At 69.0% G+C, this 13,735-nt stretch carries 15 protein-coding genes; 5 read left to right on the forward strand and 10 right to left on the reverse strand.

Annotated elements, in window-relative coordinates; all coding sequences use genetic code 11:
• Positions 1–111: 111 nt before the first annotated feature.
• Genes phnD through phnE (ASF43_RS27375) form a run of 4 tightly spaced genes read left to right on the forward strand, consistent with a single transcriptional unit; the run spans position 112 to position 3,457 of the window.
• Positions 112–1,101, forward strand: coding sequence for a phosphate/phosphite/phosphonate ABC transporter substrate-binding protein (gene phnD, locus ASF43_RS27360; protein ID WP_056188720.1), 990 nt, complete (start codon positions 112–114; stop codon positions 1,099–1,101).
• A gap of 7 nt (positions 1,102–1,108) precedes the next feature.
• Positions 1,109–1,894, forward strand: coding sequence for a phosphonate ABC transporter ATP-binding protein (gene phnC / locus ASF43_RS27365; protein ID WP_056188731.1), 786 nt, complete (start codon positions 1,109–1,111; stop codon positions 1,892–1,894).
• On the forward strand, positions 1,891–2,661 hold the full coding sequence (gene phnE / locus ASF43_RS27370; RefSeq protein ID WP_056188735.1) for a phosphonate ABC transporter, permease protein PhnE: 771 nt from the start codon (positions 1,891–1,893) through the stop codon (positions 2,659–2,661). The genes phnC and phnE (ASF43_RS27370) overlap by 4 nt, the downstream gene beginning before the upstream one ends.
• A complete protein-coding gene (phnE, locus tag ASF43_RS27375) occupies positions 2,654–3,457 on the forward strand; it encodes a phosphonate ABC transporter, permease protein PhnE (RefSeq protein WP_056188737.1) in 804 nt (267 codons plus the stop codon). Before phnE (ASF43_RS27370) ends, phnE (ASF43_RS27375) begins: the two co-directional genes overlap by 8 nt.
• 3 nt (positions 3,458–3,460) lie before the next feature.
• On the opposite strand, the gene holA is transcribed toward phnE (ASF43_RS27375), so the two are convergent.
• The 9 genes from holA to ASF43_RS27420 all read right to left on the reverse strand — a co-directional run bounded on the left by holA (position 3,461) and on the right by ASF43_RS27420 (position 12,245).
• Positions 3,461–4,537, reverse strand: coding sequence for a DNA polymerase III subunit delta (gene holA / locus ASF43_RS27380; protein WP_056188739.1), 1,077 nt, complete (start codon positions 4,535–4,537; stop codon positions 3,461–3,463).
• A 23-nt stretch (positions 4,538–4,560) separates the two neighbouring features.
• A complete protein-coding gene (gene rocD / locus ASF43_RS27385; protein ID WP_056188742.1) occupies positions 4,561–5,808 on the reverse strand; it encodes an ornithine--oxo-acid transaminase in 1,248 nt (415 codons plus the stop codon).
• Between the two features lie 121 nt (positions 5,809–5,929).
• Positions 5,930–6,394 carry an Lrp/AsnC family transcriptional regulator gene (locus ASF43_RS27390; RefSeq protein WP_162241863.1) on the reverse strand — a complete coding sequence of 155 codons (465 nt, stop codon included), beginning with the start codon at positions 6,392–6,394 and terminating at the stop codon, positions 5,930–5,932.
• Between the two features lie 15 nt (positions 6,395–6,409).
• A complete protein-coding gene (gene lptE / locus ASF43_RS27395; protein WP_056188748.1) occupies positions 6,410–6,910 on the reverse strand; it encodes an LPS assembly lipoprotein LptE in 501 nt (166 codons plus the stop codon).
• Positions 6,910–9,600 (reverse strand): leucine--tRNA ligase, encoded by a 2,691-nt coding sequence (gene leuS, locus ASF43_RS27400; RefSeq protein WP_056188750.1) that lies wholly within the window; start codon positions 9,598–9,600, stop codon positions 6,910–6,912. Before leuS ends, lptE begins: the two co-directional genes overlap by 1 nt.
• A gap of 109 nt (positions 9,601–9,709) precedes the next feature.
• Complete coding sequence (locus tag ASF43_RS27405) at positions 9,710–10,132, reverse strand: biopolymer transporter ExbD (RefSeq protein ID WP_056188755.1); 423 nt, start codon at positions 10,130–10,132, stop codon at positions 9,710–9,712.
• A 10-nt stretch (positions 10,133–10,142) separates the two neighbouring features.
• Positions 10,143–10,793, reverse strand: a complete 651-nt coding sequence (locus tag ASF43_RS27410; RefSeq protein ID WP_056188757.1) for a MotA/TolQ/ExbB proton channel family protein — start codon at positions 10,791–10,793, stop codon at positions 10,143–10,145.
• Positions 10,794–10,803: 10 nt separating this feature from the next.
• Entirely contained in the window at positions 10,804–11,637 is an 834-nt protein-coding gene (dapB, locus tag ASF43_RS27415; protein ID WP_235578391.1) for a 4-hydroxy-tetrahydrodipicolinate reductase, read from the reverse strand.
• 50 nt (positions 11,638–11,687) lie between these two features.
• Complete coding sequence (locus ASF43_RS27420; protein ID WP_056188760.1) at positions 11,688–12,245, reverse strand: outer membrane protein assembly factor BamE; 558 nt, start codon at positions 12,243–12,245, stop codon at positions 11,688–11,690.
• A gap of 87 nt (positions 12,246–12,332) precedes the next feature.
• On the opposite strand from ASF43_RS27420, the gene fur reads away from it, so the two are divergent.
• Positions 12,333–12,761, forward strand: coding sequence for a ferric iron uptake transcriptional regulator (gene fur, locus ASF43_RS27425; protein ID WP_056188761.1), 429 nt, complete (start codon positions 12,333–12,335; stop codon positions 12,759–12,761).
• A 16-nt stretch (positions 12,762–12,777) separates the two neighbouring features.
• Here the strand turns inward: fur and hprK are convergent, their stop codons facing one another.
• Positions 12,778–13,725 carry an HPr(Ser) kinase/phosphatase gene (hprK, locus tag ASF43_RS27430; protein ID WP_056188765.1) on the reverse strand — a complete coding sequence of 316 codons (948 nt, stop codon included), beginning with the start codon at positions 13,723–13,725 and terminating at the stop codon, positions 12,778–12,780.
• Positions 13,726–13,735 lie beyond the last annotated feature (10 nt).

Below are 13,735 nucleotides of genomic sequence, written 5' to 3' on the forward strand. Positions count from 1 at the left end.
AGGCATCTGAAAGCTTCCTGAAGGCAGCCCGAAAGGATACAGGCCAGGCGCCGTGGGCGGCTTTCTATAGTCGCCGCACCCTCTTTCGGGAACGCCTTCAGGAGACACCCCATGCGCCCATCCACCCTTCTGCGCAGCGCCTTCGCCGGTGCCGCCCTGCTCGCCGCCAGCGGCGCCTTCGCTCAGGAGGCCTGCGCGCACCGCGGCGACCTGGACGCCCAGTTCTGCGACGCCGACCGCGACCTCGTGGCCGACACGCCCACCGACCCCAAGCGCCTGCGCAACCCCAGCACGCTGGTGTTCGCCTTCACACCGGTGGAAGACCCCGCCATCTACGAGAAGCTGTTCCGCCCCTTCATGGCGCACCTGGGCAGCTGCGTGGACCGCAAGGTGGTGTTCTTCCCTGTGCAGTCCAACGCGGCGCAGATCGAGGCCATGCGCTCGGGCCGGCTGCACATCGCGGCGTTCTCGCCCGGGCCGGTGAACTTTGCGGTGAACCTGTCGGGCGCCGTGCCGTTCGCGATCCGTGGCAACGACCAGGGCTCGGTCGGCATGAACCTCCAGATGATCGTGCGCAAGGAAAGCGGCTACCAGAAGCTGGACGACCTCAAGGGCAAGCGCATCGCCCACACCTCGCCGTCGTCCAACTCCGGCAACCTGGCGCCGCGCGCGCTGTTCCCCGAGCTGGGCCTCACGCCCGACAAGGACTACAAGGTGGTCTATTCGGGCAAGCACGACCAGTCCATCCTGGGTGTGAAGACCGGTGACTACGACGCCGCGCCCGTGGCCAGCGACGTGCTGCAGCACATGACCGACCGTGGCGTGGTGAAAGCCGACGACTTCCGCGTGCTCTACACCAGCGGCAAGTTCCCGACCGACGCCTACGCCTACGCCCACAACCTGGAGCCGGCGCTGCAGGCCAAGATCAAGCAGTGCTTCTACGACTACAAGATCCCGGCCGAGATGGCCAAGGGCCTGGGCGGCGACCGCTTCCTGCCCATCACCTACAAGAAAGACTGGGAGCTGGTGCGCACCGTGGCCGCCTCGGCCGGCGAGTCGTTCACGCGCGAGGCCTTCGACAAGGCCGCCGCCAAGAAGTAAGCCACCCATGCACGCTCTCGCGACACCCGGCGCCATGCAGATCCAGGGCCTGGTCAAGGAATACCGGGCGGGCCAGCCGGTGCTCAAGTCCATTGACCTGGTGATCGCGGGCACGGGGCTGACCAGCATCATCGGCCCGTCGGGCACCGGCAAGTCCACGCTGATCCGCTGCATCAACCGGCTGGTGGACCCCACGGCCGGCCGCATACTGCTGGAGTTCGACGGCGCGCAGGTGGACATGGCGCAGCTGCGCGGGGCCGAGCTGCGCCGCGCGCGCCGCCACATCGGCATGGTTTTCCAGGAATACAACCTGGTGGAGCGCCTGACGGTGATGGAAAACCTGCTGACCGGCCGGCTCGGCTACCTGTCGGCCTGGCGCGCCTGGCGCCGCCGCTTCGACGCCGAAGACCTGGCCTACGGCATGGAGCTGCTGGCCACCGTGGGCCTGGCGGATTTCGCCAACCGGCGCGTGGACGCGCTGAGCGGCGGCCAGCGCCAGCGCGTGGGCATTGCACGCGCGCTGATGCAGCGGCCCTCGGTGCTGCTGGCCGACGAGCCCACCTCGTCGCTGGACCCCAAGACCTCGGTCGAAATCATCCAGCTGCTGCGCGAGCAGGGCCGCCAGCGCAACATCCCGGTCATGGTCAACATCCACGACGTGGAGCTGGCGCGCCGCTACTCCGACCGCATCGTCGGCATGACGGGCGGCAAGGTGGTCTACGACGGCCCGCCCGAGGGGCTGAACGACGGGCACCTGCATGCCATCTACGGCGGCAAGGACTGGCTGGAATGAACGCGGCCTTCCGCTGGAGCGGCCTGGAGAAAGCGGTGCTGGCCGCCACGCTGGCCTACGTGGCCTGGTCGCTGGCCAGCCTGGACGTGTCGGCCGAGCGCCTGGCCGCCGGCTGGGAGCAGGGCGCGCGCTTCATCGGCCGCATGTTCCCGCCCGAACTCAACAAGATGGACGAGCTGTGGCAGGGCATCAAGGAGACCCTGCAGATCGCCGTGCTGGCGACTGTGGTCGGCCTGCTGCTGAGCCTTCCCGTGGGCCTGCTGGCCGCGTCCAACCTCTCGCCCAAGCCGTTGCGGCTGGCCGGCCGCACGCTGATCGCGGCCTGCCGCGCGCTGCACCCGGTGATCAGCGCCATCCTGTTCGTGAAGGCCGTGGGCTTCGGCCCGCTGGCTGGCATCCTGGCGCTGGTGGTGGCCACCGTGGGCTTCGTCGGCAAGCTGTTCGCCGACGCCATCGAGGAGATCTCGCCCAAGCCCATCGAGGCCATGCGCGCCACCGGCGCGTCCTTCATGGGCGTGGTGCTGTTCGGCGTGCTGCCCCAGGTGGCGCCGCGCTTCGTGGGCTTTGCCACCTACCAGCTCGATTCGAATTTGCGCAACTCCACCATGGTCGGCATCGTGGGCGCGGGCGGCATCGGCGGCGCGCTGTTCGCGGCCTTCCTGCGTTACGAATACAGCTTCGTCGCGACCATCCTGGCCACCGTGATCGCGATCATCGTGGTCGGCGAGGTGGTCGTGAACGCGGCGCGAAAGGCCATGGATGTCTGAGCTCGCCGCAGGCCCTGAGTGGCAACGCTTCAGCCCCGGCCAGCGCCTGCTGCGCTACGCGCTGTGGTTCTGCATGGTGCTGGCCATCGTGCAGTCGGCCCGCCACATCGAGGTGATCCCCGAGTTCCTCTACGACGCGCCCGAGCAGATGGCCGACATGCTGGGCCGCATGTGGCCGGTGGACTGGGGCCACTACCGCACCGATGTGCACAGCGCGCTCATGGAGACGTTGCACATGGCCACGCTGGGCACGCTGCTGTCGCTGGTGCTGGCGCTGCCGCTGGGCGTGATGGTGGCGCCCAACGTGGTGCGCAGCCGCACGCTGAACCTCATCGCGCGGGTGCTGCTGGTGGCCAGCCGCTCGGTCAATTCGCTGGTCTGGGCGCTGCTGTTCGTGGCCATCTTCGGGCCGGGGCCGCTGGCCGGCATGCTGGCGATTGCGCTGCGCTCGGTCGGCTTCGTCGGCAAGCTCGTGGGCGAGGCGCTGGAGCAGATGCCGCGCGGCCCCATCGAGGCGCTGCAGGCGGCGGGCGCGTCGCGGCTGGCGCAGCTGCTGTACGGCTACTGGCCGCAGATCAAGCCGGCGTTCTGGTCGGTGGCGCTGCTGCGCTGGGACATCAACGTGCGCGAATCCGGCGTGCTGGGCCTGGTGGGCGCAGGCGGCATCGGCGTGGTGCTGAACACCGCCATCGACCTGTTCCACTGGAACCGCGTGGCCCTGGTGCTGCTGGTCACCTTCGCGGTGGTGGTGCTGGCGGAGCTGGTGGTGCTGCAGGTGCGCAAGCGCCTGCTCTGAGCTTCAGCCCCGCGCCGCGCGTGCGGGCGGCGCCGCGTTGCAGGCCCGGCCCAGCATGGCCGCCAGCTGCTGCAGCGCCTGCCAGCCGTCGGCCGGCCAGTCGGGTTGTTTCAAGCCCTTGACGATGCCGTCCACCTGGTGCGCGGCGTACAGCAGCCGCGCCAGGCGCGGCGCCGTGAGCCGCGGCAGCACGCGCTCGAACAGCTTTTCGCGCGGGCCCCAGACGCGCTGCTCGCGCAGCGCCATCGGCAGCGGCCGGCCGGCGTCCATCGCGTCGCGCACGCGCTTGAGCGCGCGGATGTCTTCGGCCAGCGTGTAGTGCACCAGCACGGCGGCCTCGCCCTCGGCCTGCAGGCCGGCCAGCATGCGCTGGGTGCGCAGGGCCTGGCCGCCGAGCACGGCTTCGGACAGCTTGAAGACGTCGTAACGCGCCACGTTGAGCACGGCGCTGTCGATCTGATCGGCTGACAGCTCGCCAGGCGGGTGCAGCAGCGCCAGCTTGCTGATCTCCTGGTGCGCGGCCAGCAGGTTGCCCTCGACGCGGTCGGTGAACATCTGAAGCGCGCGCTGCCCGTCTTCGCCAGGCGCGACCTGCTGGCCCTGGGCCTTCAGGCGCTGCGCGATCCAGGCCGGCAGTGCGGCACGTTCAACAGGGTCGATCTGGACCGACGCACCAGCGTTCTCCAGCGCGGCGAACCAGGCGCCGGTCCTGGTCGCGCGGTCCAGCCGCGGCAGGCTGACGAGCACCAGCGTGCTGTCGTTGCCCTGGGCCTCTTCGGCCAGGCGCTGCAGCGCGGCGCTGCCGTCCTTGCCGGGTTTGCCGGACGGGATGCGGATGTCCAGGATCTGCTTGTCGGCGAACAGGCTCAGCGCGCCGCCGGCAGCCACCACGCCGCTCCAGTCGAAGTGCGCACCGGCGACCGTGAACACGCTGCGCTCGGTGTAGCCCTGGGCCCGCGCGGCGGCGCGGATCGCGTCGGCGGCCTCCTGCAGCAGCAACGGCTCGTCGCCGTGCAGGGTGTAGAGCGGGCGCAGGCCGCGCTGCAGGTGTTGCGTCAGGGAGGCCGGCGCCAGTTGCATGGCGGCGAGTGTACGGGTGCGCGTCAGCCGGCCCGGGGGGCGGGCAATGCCGCCAGGACCTGCGCGAACAGGTCCACACCTTCGTCGATGAGTTCGCGCGTGATGGTCAGCGGCGGCGCGAAGCGGATCACGGTCTCGTGGGTCTCCTTGGACAGCACGCCCGCGTGCGCCATGCGCTCGACCACGTCGCGCGCGCTGGCGCGTGCCGGGTCCAGGTCGACGCCCACCCACAGGCCGCGGCCGCGCACGGCGCGGACCAGGCCCTGCGACTGCGCTTGCACGCCCCGCAGCCGGGCCAGCAGATGCGCGCCCAGGGTGGCCGAGCGCGCGACCAGCTGCTCGTCCTCCATGACCTGCAGCGCCTCCAGGCCGACGGCCGCCGCCAGCGCATTGCCGCCGAAGGTGGAGCCATGGCTGCCCGGGTTGAACACCTGCATCACGGCGCGGTCGGCCAGGAAGGCGCTGACCGGCAGCAGGCCACCGCCGAGCGCCTTGCCCAGCACCAGGCCGTCGGGCCGGATGCCTTCGTGTTCGAACGCGAACCAGCGCCCGGTGCGGCCCAGGCCGGACTGCACCTCGTCGGCGATCAGCAGCACCTGGTGTGCATCGCACCAGGCGCGCAGCGCGGCGAAGAACCCAGGTGGCGGCAGCACGACGCCGGCCTCGCCCTGGACGGGTTCGACCAGGACGGCACAGGTGTTGGCGGTCGTGGCGGCGCGCACGCTGGCGATGTCGCCGAAGTCGAACCAGCGAAAGCCCGGCGTGAACGGGCCGAAGCCGGCGCGGTAGGACGGTTCGCTGGACGCGCTGATCACGGTGGTCGTGCGGCCATGGAAGTTCTGCCGTGCCACCAGGATCTCGGCCTGCCCGTCGGCGATGCCCTTGATCTGGTGGCCCCAGCGGCGCGCCGCCTTGATGGCGGTCTCGACCGCCTCGGCGCCCGTGTTCATCGGCAGTGCCTGCTCGAAGCCGGCCAGTGCGCACAGCTTGGCCAGGAACGGCGCCAGCGTGTCGCCGTGGTAGGCGCGCGAGGTGACGGCCACGCGCTGCAACTGGCGCGTGGCGGCAGCGACGATGCGCGGGTGCAGGTGGCCGTGGCTGACGGCCGAGTAAGCGCCCATCATGTCCAGGTAGCGCTTGCCGTCCACGTCCCAGACATGGCAGTTGAGCGCGCGCTCGACGACGACCGGCAGCGGCTGGTAATTGGGTGCGCAGACGCGGCCCTCGGCCTCGATCAACGCGTGCGACAGGGTGTTGGGATGGCGGTCCATGGCAGGCTCCTTTGTGGTTCCAGTCTAGGAAAGGAGGGCGGCGCGCGTGGTGAAAAACGCAGGTGGCGGCTGCCGCGGGCGGCCGTGGTGCGGGCCTGGCACTTCCGAATCGGAAGTGCGCTCAGGCCAGTGGAAAGCCGCCGAATTCCTTGACCGTCTGCAGCTCGGTGTTGGTCACGATCTTCTCGATGCCCAGGCCCGCGTCTTCCAGCCACCCTTCGATCAGGCGCTGGTACTGCGCCAGGTCCTGGCAGGCGATGCGCACCAGGTAGTCGTAGCGCCCGCTCAGGAGATAGCAGGCCACGACTTCGGGCGTGTTCAGCATGCGGGTCTCGAAGCGGCGTGACGCGGCCTGGCGCTGGTCTTTGAGCGCGATCTCGGCGAAGAAGGCGATGGCCGGGCCCACGGCGCCGCGGTTCAGCACGGCGCGGTAGCCACTGATCAGCCCTTGGGATTCGAGCTTGCGCACGCGGTTCAGCGTGGCGCGGGCCGACAGGTGCACGGCTTCCGACAAGGCCTGCACCGTGGCACGGCCGTCGTGCTGCAGCAGCTCCAGCAGGCGCAGGTCGGTGCGGTCGAGCTCCATGGCCCGCATCCTGCGCTAGAGCGTCTTGACCGCCGCCAGGCGCCGCATGATCTGCTGCACGATGTCCGATTGCATGTTGCGGTAGAGCAAGGCTTCTTCGGCGTCCTTGGACAGCACAACGGATTCGTTGAAGCTCATGTCGCGCTGCTGCAGGATCTCCACCTCGGGGATGGGCTCCGTGCCCTGCGGCGTGCGCAGGCGGAACCGGAAGCGCAGCCGCAGTTGCAGCTCACGCACCTGGCCTGACGAGTTCAGGCCAGCCACCACGCGCTCGCGCTGGTCCAGCGTAGGCTCCAGCCGCACCTGGGCCTGCAGCGCGCGCGCCGGGTCGGTGATGACCTCCACGCGGCCCGTGCCGTTCAGGTTGCGGCGCAGCTCGTTGCCCAGCGGCGAAGCCTCGGGCATGGCGATGTAGATCGAGGTGAACGCGAAATCCGGTGGCGCACGCAGCTTGAAGCCGCAGGCGGCCAGCGGCAAGGCCAGGGCGCCGGTGAGCAGGGTACGGCGGTGGGCCATCACAGCACCAGGTTGACCAGGCGACCCGGCACCACGATCACCTTCTTGGGCTTGGCGCCCTCGGCAAACTTGGTGAACATCTCATGGGCCAGGGCCGCGGCCTCGATGGTGGCCTTGTCGGCACCGGCCGGCACGCGGATGGAGCCGCGCAGCTTGCCGTTGATCTGCAGCATGAGCTCGACCTCGTCCTGCTCCAGCGCGCTGGCATCGACCTGCGGCCAGGGCGCATCGGTCAGCTCGCCGAAGCGCGCATCGAAGCCCAGCGCGGCCCACAGCGCATGCGCGATGTGCGGCGTGGCCGGGTACAGGCAGCGCAGCAGGATGCCGAAGCCCTCAGCCAGCGCGATCTGGGCGCCATCGGCCTGTTGCGCCTTGAAGTTCTCCAGCGCGTTCAGCAGCTTCATGGCGCCTGAGACCACGGTGTTGTACTGCATGCGCTGGTAGTCGTAGTCGACCTGCTTGAGCACGCTGTGCACTTCGAGCCGCAGCGCCTTCACTTCCTTGGCAAACGTCACGTCGGCCAGGCTGCGCGCGCCGGCCACGCTGGCCAGGGCGGCCGTGAAGTCGCTGCCGGCCAGCTTCACGCCGAAGTTCCAGACGCGCTTGAGGAAGCGGTAGCTGCCTTCGACGGCGGCGTCGTTCCACTCCAGCGTGGCCTCGGGCGGGGCCGTGAACATGGTGTAGAGCCGGGCCGTGTCCGCGCCGTATTTCTCGATGAGCACCTGCGGATCGACGCCGTTGTTCTTGCTCTTGCTCATGGTGCCCACGCCTTCGTAGGTCACGGGCAGGCCGTCCTTCCTGAGCATGGCGCCGACGATCTTGCCGCCTTCGTCGTACTGGTTCTCGACGTCGGCCGGCCAGAAATATTCGATGCCGCCCTTGTCCGTCTTGCGGGTGTAGATGTGGTTGAGCACCATGCCCTGCGTCAGCAGCCTGGTGAAGGGCTCATCGATGCTGACCAGGCCCAGGTCGCGCATGACCTTGGTCCAGAAGCGTGCGTACAGCAGATGCAGGATGGCGTGCTCGATGCCGCCGATGTACTGGTCCATGCCGCTGCCGCCGGTGGGCAGCGCCTGGTCCCGCATCCAGTAGGCCGTGCCCTCGCCGACCATGGCCTGGTCGAGCTGGGGGTCGCAGTAGCGCATGAAGTACCAGGACGAGTCCACGAAGGTGTCCATGGTGTCGGTCTCGCGCCGCGCGGCCTTGCCACAGACCGGGCAGACCACGCCGGCATGGAAGCCAGCGTGCTTGACCAGCGGGTTGCCGCTGCCGTCCGGCACGCAGTCCTGCGGCAGCACCACGGGAAGGTCCTTCTCGGGCACCGGAACGGCGCCGTGTTCGTCGCAGTGGATGATGGGGATGGGCGTGCCCCAGTAGCGCTGACGGCTCACGCCCCAGTCGCGCAGGCGCCAGGTCACCTTCTTCTCGCCCAGGCCCTTTTCGGCCAGCGTGCGCGCCACGGCGTCCACGGCGTCGCGGTACTCCAGGCCGCTGAAGATGTCGGAGTTGATGGTCACGCCGCGATGCTTGTCGCCGTACCAGTCGTGCCAGTGGTGGTAGTCGTAGTGCTCGCCGTCCACGTGCACGACCTGGGTGATCTCCAGGTCGTACTTGAGCGCGAACGCGAAGTCGCGCTCGTCGTGCGCGGGCACGCCCATCACGGCGCCGTCGCCATAGCCCATCAGCACGTAGTTGCCCACCCACAGCGGGATGTCCATGCCGTTGATGGGGTGCGTGACCGTCAGGCCGGTCGGCATGCCTTCCTTCTCGCGCAGCGCCAGTTCGGCCTCGGTCGTGCCGCCTTTCTTGCATTGCTCGATGAAGGCGGCCAGCGCCGGGTTGGAGGCGGCCGCGTGCGTGGCCAGCGGATGCTCGGGCGCCACGGCGCAGAAGGTCACGCCCATGATGGTGTCGGCGCGCGTGGTGAACACGTACATGCGGCCGTCGCCGATCAGCTCGCCCTGCGCATCGCGGATGTCATGCGTGAACGCAAAGCGCACGCCTTCGCTCTTGCCGATCCAGTTCTCCTGCATCAGCTTCACGCGCTCGGGCCAGCCGGGCAGCTTGTTCTGCACGCTGTCCAGCAGCTCCTCGGCGTAGTCGGTGATCTTCAGGTAGTAGCCCGGGATCTCGCGCTTCTCCACCACGGCGCCGGTGCGCCAGCCCTTGCCGTCGATCACCTGCTCGTTGGCGAGCACGGTCTGGTCCACCGGGTCCCAGTTCACGACCTGGGTCTTGCGGTAGGCGATGCCCTTCTCGAGCATCTTGAGGAACAGCCACTGGTTCCACTTGTAGTAGCTGGGGTCGCAGGTGGCGACTTCGCGCGACCAGTCGATGGCCAGCCCCATCGCCTGCATCTGCTTCTTCATGTAGGCGATGTTGTCGTAGGTCCACTGCGCGGGCGGCACGCCGTTCTTCAGCGCGGCGTTCTCGGCCGGCAGGCCGAAGGCATCCCATCCCATGGGCATCAGCACGTTGTGGCCGTTCATGCGCAGGTAGCGCGTGAGCATGTCGTTGATCGTGTAGTTGCGCACGTGGCCCATGTGCAGCTTGCCGCTGGGGTAGGGCAGCATGGAGCAGGCGTAGAACTTCTTCTTGTCCTGGTCTTCGCTCACGCGGTAGGCGTCGCGCGCCGTCCAGTGCTGCTGGGCGGCCGGTTCGACTTCGAGGTGGTTGTACTTGTCTTGCATGGGGGCGTTGGGCGAGCGGCGGAACGAGGGATGCGGCGACGGGGCCGGATGCCGGGATTTTAGGCGGACCCCCGCGGCGCGCGGGCGTGGCGCGCGCGTACCCAGGCGCTCAGCGCGGTGTGGCGGGCTCGGCCACGAAGCCGATGCGGTTCAGGCCGGCCTGCTGCGCCAGGCCCATGACTTCGACCACGCGGCCATAGGGCACGGTGGCGTCGGCGCGCAGCTGCACTTCGGTGTCCGGGTCCTGTTCGGCGCGTTGGGCCAGTTCCTGGCTCAGCTCCTGCGGCGTGACCGCGCGGTCGTCCAGGTGGATCTGGCCGGACGGCGTGACGACGACGCTGACGAAGCGCGGCGGTGTGCCGGCCTGGGCCGCGTCGCTGCGCGGCAGGTCGAGCCGGATGGAGCTGGCCAGCAGCGGCGCCGTGATGATGAAGATCACCAGCAGCACCAGCATCACGTCCACCAGCGGCGTCACGTTGATGTCGCTCATGGGCTTGGCGCCCTTGCCGCGTTCGAGTTGGCCGAATGCCATGGCGCGGGCTTCAGTCTGCCGTGGCCTGGGGCGCCAGCAGCTCACGCAGATCGCGCGCGAAGCCATCGAGCTCGGCCTCGATGCGCGCGATGCTGCGGCCGAACCAGTTGTAGGCCAGCACGGCCGGGATGGCCACGGCCAGGCCGGCGGCGGTCATGATCAGCGCCTCGCCGACGGGGCCTGCGACCTGCGTGATCGTGATCTGGCCTGCCGCCGCGATGGTGGTCAACGCGTGGTAGATGCCCCAGACCGTGCCCAGCAGGCCGACGAAGGGGGCGGTCGAGCCCACGGTGGCCAGCAGCACCTGGCCGAACTGCAGGCGCAGCGTGCCGTGGTGCAGCGCGTCGCGCAGCAGCCGCGTCAGCTGCTGGTGGCGCTCGCCAGCACCGGCCAGGGTGCCGGGCGGCTGATCCTGCGTGGCCTGGATCAGCGGCAGCAGCAGGGCGGAGCGGTCGAAGGCCGCCACGCGCTGGCTGGCCGTGTCGAGCGAGGCCGACTGCCAGAACGCGGCCGTGCCGCGTGCCACGTCGGCCCCTGCGCGGCGCAGCAGCCAGGTCTTGTACAGGATCACGACCCAGCTTGCGATCGACATCGCCAACAGCAGCCAGGCCACCAGCCGGCTGACCGCGTCGCCCGCGGTGAGCAGATCCACGGCGTTCATGCCGGCTGGCTCAGGCGTTCAGGCCCAGCACGTCGAACATGCTGAACAGCCCCTTGCGCTGGCCGGCCAGGAAGCGCACGGCGCGCAGGCTGCCGATCGCGTAGTTCATGCGGCTGGTGGCCTTGTGCGTGATCTCGATGCGTTCGCCGGTGCCGGCGAACAGCACGGTGTGGTCGCCGACCACGTCGCCTCCGCGCAGGGACTGGAAGCCGATGGTCGAGGGATCGCGCTCGCCCGTCACGCCCTCGCGCGCATAGACGGCGCACTGCTTCAGGTCACGCCCCATGGCTTCGGCGATGACTTCGCCCATCTTGAGCGCCGTGCCCGAGGGCGCGTCGATCTTGTGGCGGTGGTGCGTCTCGACGATCTCGATGTCGTAGCCCGTGGGCATGGCTTTGGCCGCCAGCTCCAGCAACTTGAGCGTGACGTTGACGCCCACGCTCATGTTGGGCGCCATCACGATCGCGATCTCGGCCGCGGCGGCGGCGATCTCGGCTCTCTGCGCGTCGCTGAAGCCCGTGGTGCCGATGACCAGCGCCACGCCGCGTGCACGGCAGGCCCGCAGATGTTCCATCGTGCCTTCGGGCCGCGTGAAGTCGATCAGCACGCTGGCGTCGCGCACACCCTGGTCCACGTCGGCGGTGATGGCCACCTGGCTGGGCCGACCCAGAAAGGCGGCGGCGTCGCTACCCACGCCCGGGCTGCCGGCCAGGTCCAGCGCGCCGGCCAGCGTGCAATCACCCGAAGCCAGCACAGCCTCGATCAGGGTGCGGCCCATGCGGCCGGACGCGCCGGCGATGGCCACGGCATGCGAACGCGGGCTGGGAGAAGAGGAAGTGGTCATGGCGATGGCAGTAGGAATCATGCAGGTGCGGCCGCCACCGCAGTGCACGCTCAGCGGAGCGGGATTTCGAGCGGCGGGTAGCTCGTGGGCAGCGGCGCGGTGGCGGCCGGCGAAGCCGGTGTCGCTGCCGTGGCCGCTGGCGGCGGCGCGAAAGGTTTCAGGCTGTCTTCGCTGGCCTCGAGCACGGGCACGGACTTGGATTGCTTGGCGCTGCCCAGCAGGGCCACGAACTCCGACTCGCTGGGCATGGGGTCGCCCTCGGCGCGCTCCATCACGTCCGCCTTGAAGTAGACGGTCAGCTGGCGGGCCTGCACGTCCAGGCCCTGGCGCTTCATCGTGAACACGTAATCCCAGCGGTCGGCGTGGAACACGCTTTGCAGCAGGGGCGTACCCAGCACTTCGCGCACCTGCTGGCGCGTCATGCCGGGCTTCAGGGCCTCGACCTGTTCCTTGGACACGAAGTTGCCCTGCACGATCTCGATCTTGTAGGGAACGATGCTGCTGGCCGCCTTGCGCGTGGCCTCGGTCACCGTGCTGCACCCCGTCAGAGCCGCGCTGACGACCAGGAGCAGGCCCAATGGCAGAGGAATGGAGCGGGAAACGGGCATGTGTTCAGGGCGGCGCTATGATCGCGCGATTGTAGCGGCGCCCTCCTTGTCGGGCGGGATGGCCGCCACCACGACACGCGAGCGCGCATGGGCAATATCGACGAACTCAAGAGCACCGGCCTGAAGGCGACCCTGCCGCGGCTGAAGATCATGGAGATCTTCCAGAAGGGTGAGTTGCGCCACATGACGGCCGAAGACGTGTTCCGCGTGCTGCTGCTGGAGCGCTCGGACATCGGCCTGGCCACCGTGTACCGCGTGCTGACGCAGTTCGAGCAGGCCGGCATCCTGTCGCGCAGCCATTTCGAGTCCGGCAAGGCCGTCTACGAGCTCAACGAAGGCCGCCACCACGACCATTTCGTGTGCACGTCCTGCGGCAAGGTGGACGAATTCTTCGACGCCGAGATCGAGAAGCGCCAACAGATCGTGGCCAAAGCCAAGGGCTGGACAGTGCAGGACCACGCCATGTCGCTGTACGGCCTGTGCGCCGATTGCAGCAAGCAGGCCGGCAAGGCCTGAGCAGCGCCCGCGCGCGTCAGTCCTGTTCCATCGCCTTGCGGTGGCGCTCGACGAATTCCTGGTAGGTGTCGACACCGCGCAATTGCAAGATGGCGTTGCGCACGGCCGCTTCCACGAGCACGGCAATGTTGCGCCCGGCCACCACCTGGATGATGACCTTGCGCACGGCCACGCCCAGCACATCCTGCGTCAGCGGCTCATAGGGCAGCCGCTCGTACTCGCGCTCCAGTGTCTCGCGCCGCACCAGGTGAACGATCATGCGCAGCCGCATCTTGCGGCGCACGGCGGTCTCGCCAAAGATGCCGCGAATGTCCAGCAGGCCGATGCCGCGCACCTCCAGGAGGTTCTGCAGCAGCTCGGGGCAGCGGCCTTCGATCGTGGTCTGGTTGATGCGGTACAGGTCGACCGCGTCGTCCGCGACCAGGCCGTTGCCGCGTGAGATCAGCTCCAGTCCCAGCTCGCTCTTGCCCAGGCCCGACTCGCCCGTGATCATCACGCCCAGGCCCAGGATGTCCATGAACACCCCGTGCATGGACGTGCGCTCGGCGAAATGCTTGGACAGGTAAGCGCGCAGCACGTCGATCACGAAGGCCGACGACTCAGCCGTCGCGAACATCGGGATCTGCGCGCGCTCGCACATGGACAGCAGCGCCTCGGGCGCGGTCTGTCCGTCGGCAAGGATCAGCACCGGCGGCTCCAGCGTGACGATGCGCGCGATGCGGCGCGCGCAGTCTTCCGGCGTCTCCTTGGTCAGGTAGGCGATCTCGCGCTCACCCAGGATCTGCACGCGGTAGGGGTGGATGTAGTTCAGATAGCCGACGAGGTCGGCGCCCGAGCGCGCCGCGCGCACGGCGATCTCGTCGAAGCGGCGCTCGGACGCGCCGAGCCCGGCCACCCATTCCCAGCGCAGCAGCGTGCGGAATTCTTCGAACAGGACGTCGGCACTGACGACGTTGTGCTTCATCGGGAACGCA

It is taken from the genome of Pseudorhodoferax sp. Leaf267 (assembly GCF_001422405.1).
Lineage (GTDB): Bacteria > Pseudomonadota > Gammaproteobacteria > Burkholderiales > Burkholderiaceae_C > Pseudorhodoferax.

Coding starts and splice junctions, on each gene's coding strand:
- phnD (WP_056188720.1), top strand. CDS start 112: ATGCGCCCATCCACCCTTCTGCGCAGCGCCTTCGCCGGTGCCGCCCTG.
- phnC (WP_056188731.1), top strand. CDS start 1,109: ATGCACGCTCTCGCGACACCCGGCGCCATGCAGATCCAGGGCCTGGTC.
- phnE (WP_056188735.1), top strand. CDS start 1,891: ATGAACGCGGCCTTCCGCTGGAGCGGCCTGGAGAAAGCGGTGCTGGCC.
- phnE (WP_056188737.1), top strand. CDS start 2,654: ATGTCTGAGCTCGCCGCAGGCCCTGAGTGGCAACGCTTCAGCCCCGGC.
- holA (WP_056188739.1), bottom strand. CDS start 4,537: ATGCAACTGGCGCCGGCCTCCCTGACGCAACACCTGCAGCGCGGCCTG.
- rocD (WP_056188742.1), bottom strand. CDS start 5,808: ATGGACCGCCATCCCAACACCCTGTCGCACGCGTTGATCGAGGCCGAG.
- ASF43_RS27390 (WP_162241863.1), bottom strand. CDS start 6,394: ATGGAGCTCGACCGCACCGACCTGCGCCTGCTGGAGCTGCTGCAGCAC.
- lptE (WP_056188748.1), bottom strand. CDS start 6,910: ATGGCCCACCGCCGTACCCTGCTCACCGGCGCCCTGGCCTTGCCGCTG.
- leuS (WP_056188750.1), bottom strand. CDS start 9,600: ATGCAAGACAAGTACAACCACCTCGAAGTCGAACCGGCCGCCCAGCAG.
- ASF43_RS27405 (WP_056188755.1), bottom strand. CDS start 10,132: ATGGCATTCGGCCAACTCGAACGCGGCAAGGGCGCCAAGCCCATGAGC.
- ASF43_RS27410 (WP_056188757.1), bottom strand. CDS start 10,793: ATGAACGCCGTGGATCTGCTCACCGCGGGCGACGCGGTCAGCCGGCTG.
- dapB (WP_235578391.1), bottom strand. CDS start 11,637: ATGACCACTTCCTCTTCTCCCAGCCCGCGTTCGCATGCCGTGGCCATC.
- ASF43_RS27420 (WP_056188760.1), bottom strand. CDS start 12,245: ATGCCCGTTTCCCGCTCCATTCCTCTGCCATTGGGCCTGCTCCTGGTC.
- fur (WP_056188761.1), top strand. CDS start 12,333: ATGGGCAATATCGACGAACTCAAGAGCACCGGCCTGAAGGCGACCCTG.
- hprK (WP_056188765.1), bottom strand. CDS start 13,725: ATGAAGCACAACGTCGTCAGTGCCGACGTCCTGTTCGAAGAATTCCGC.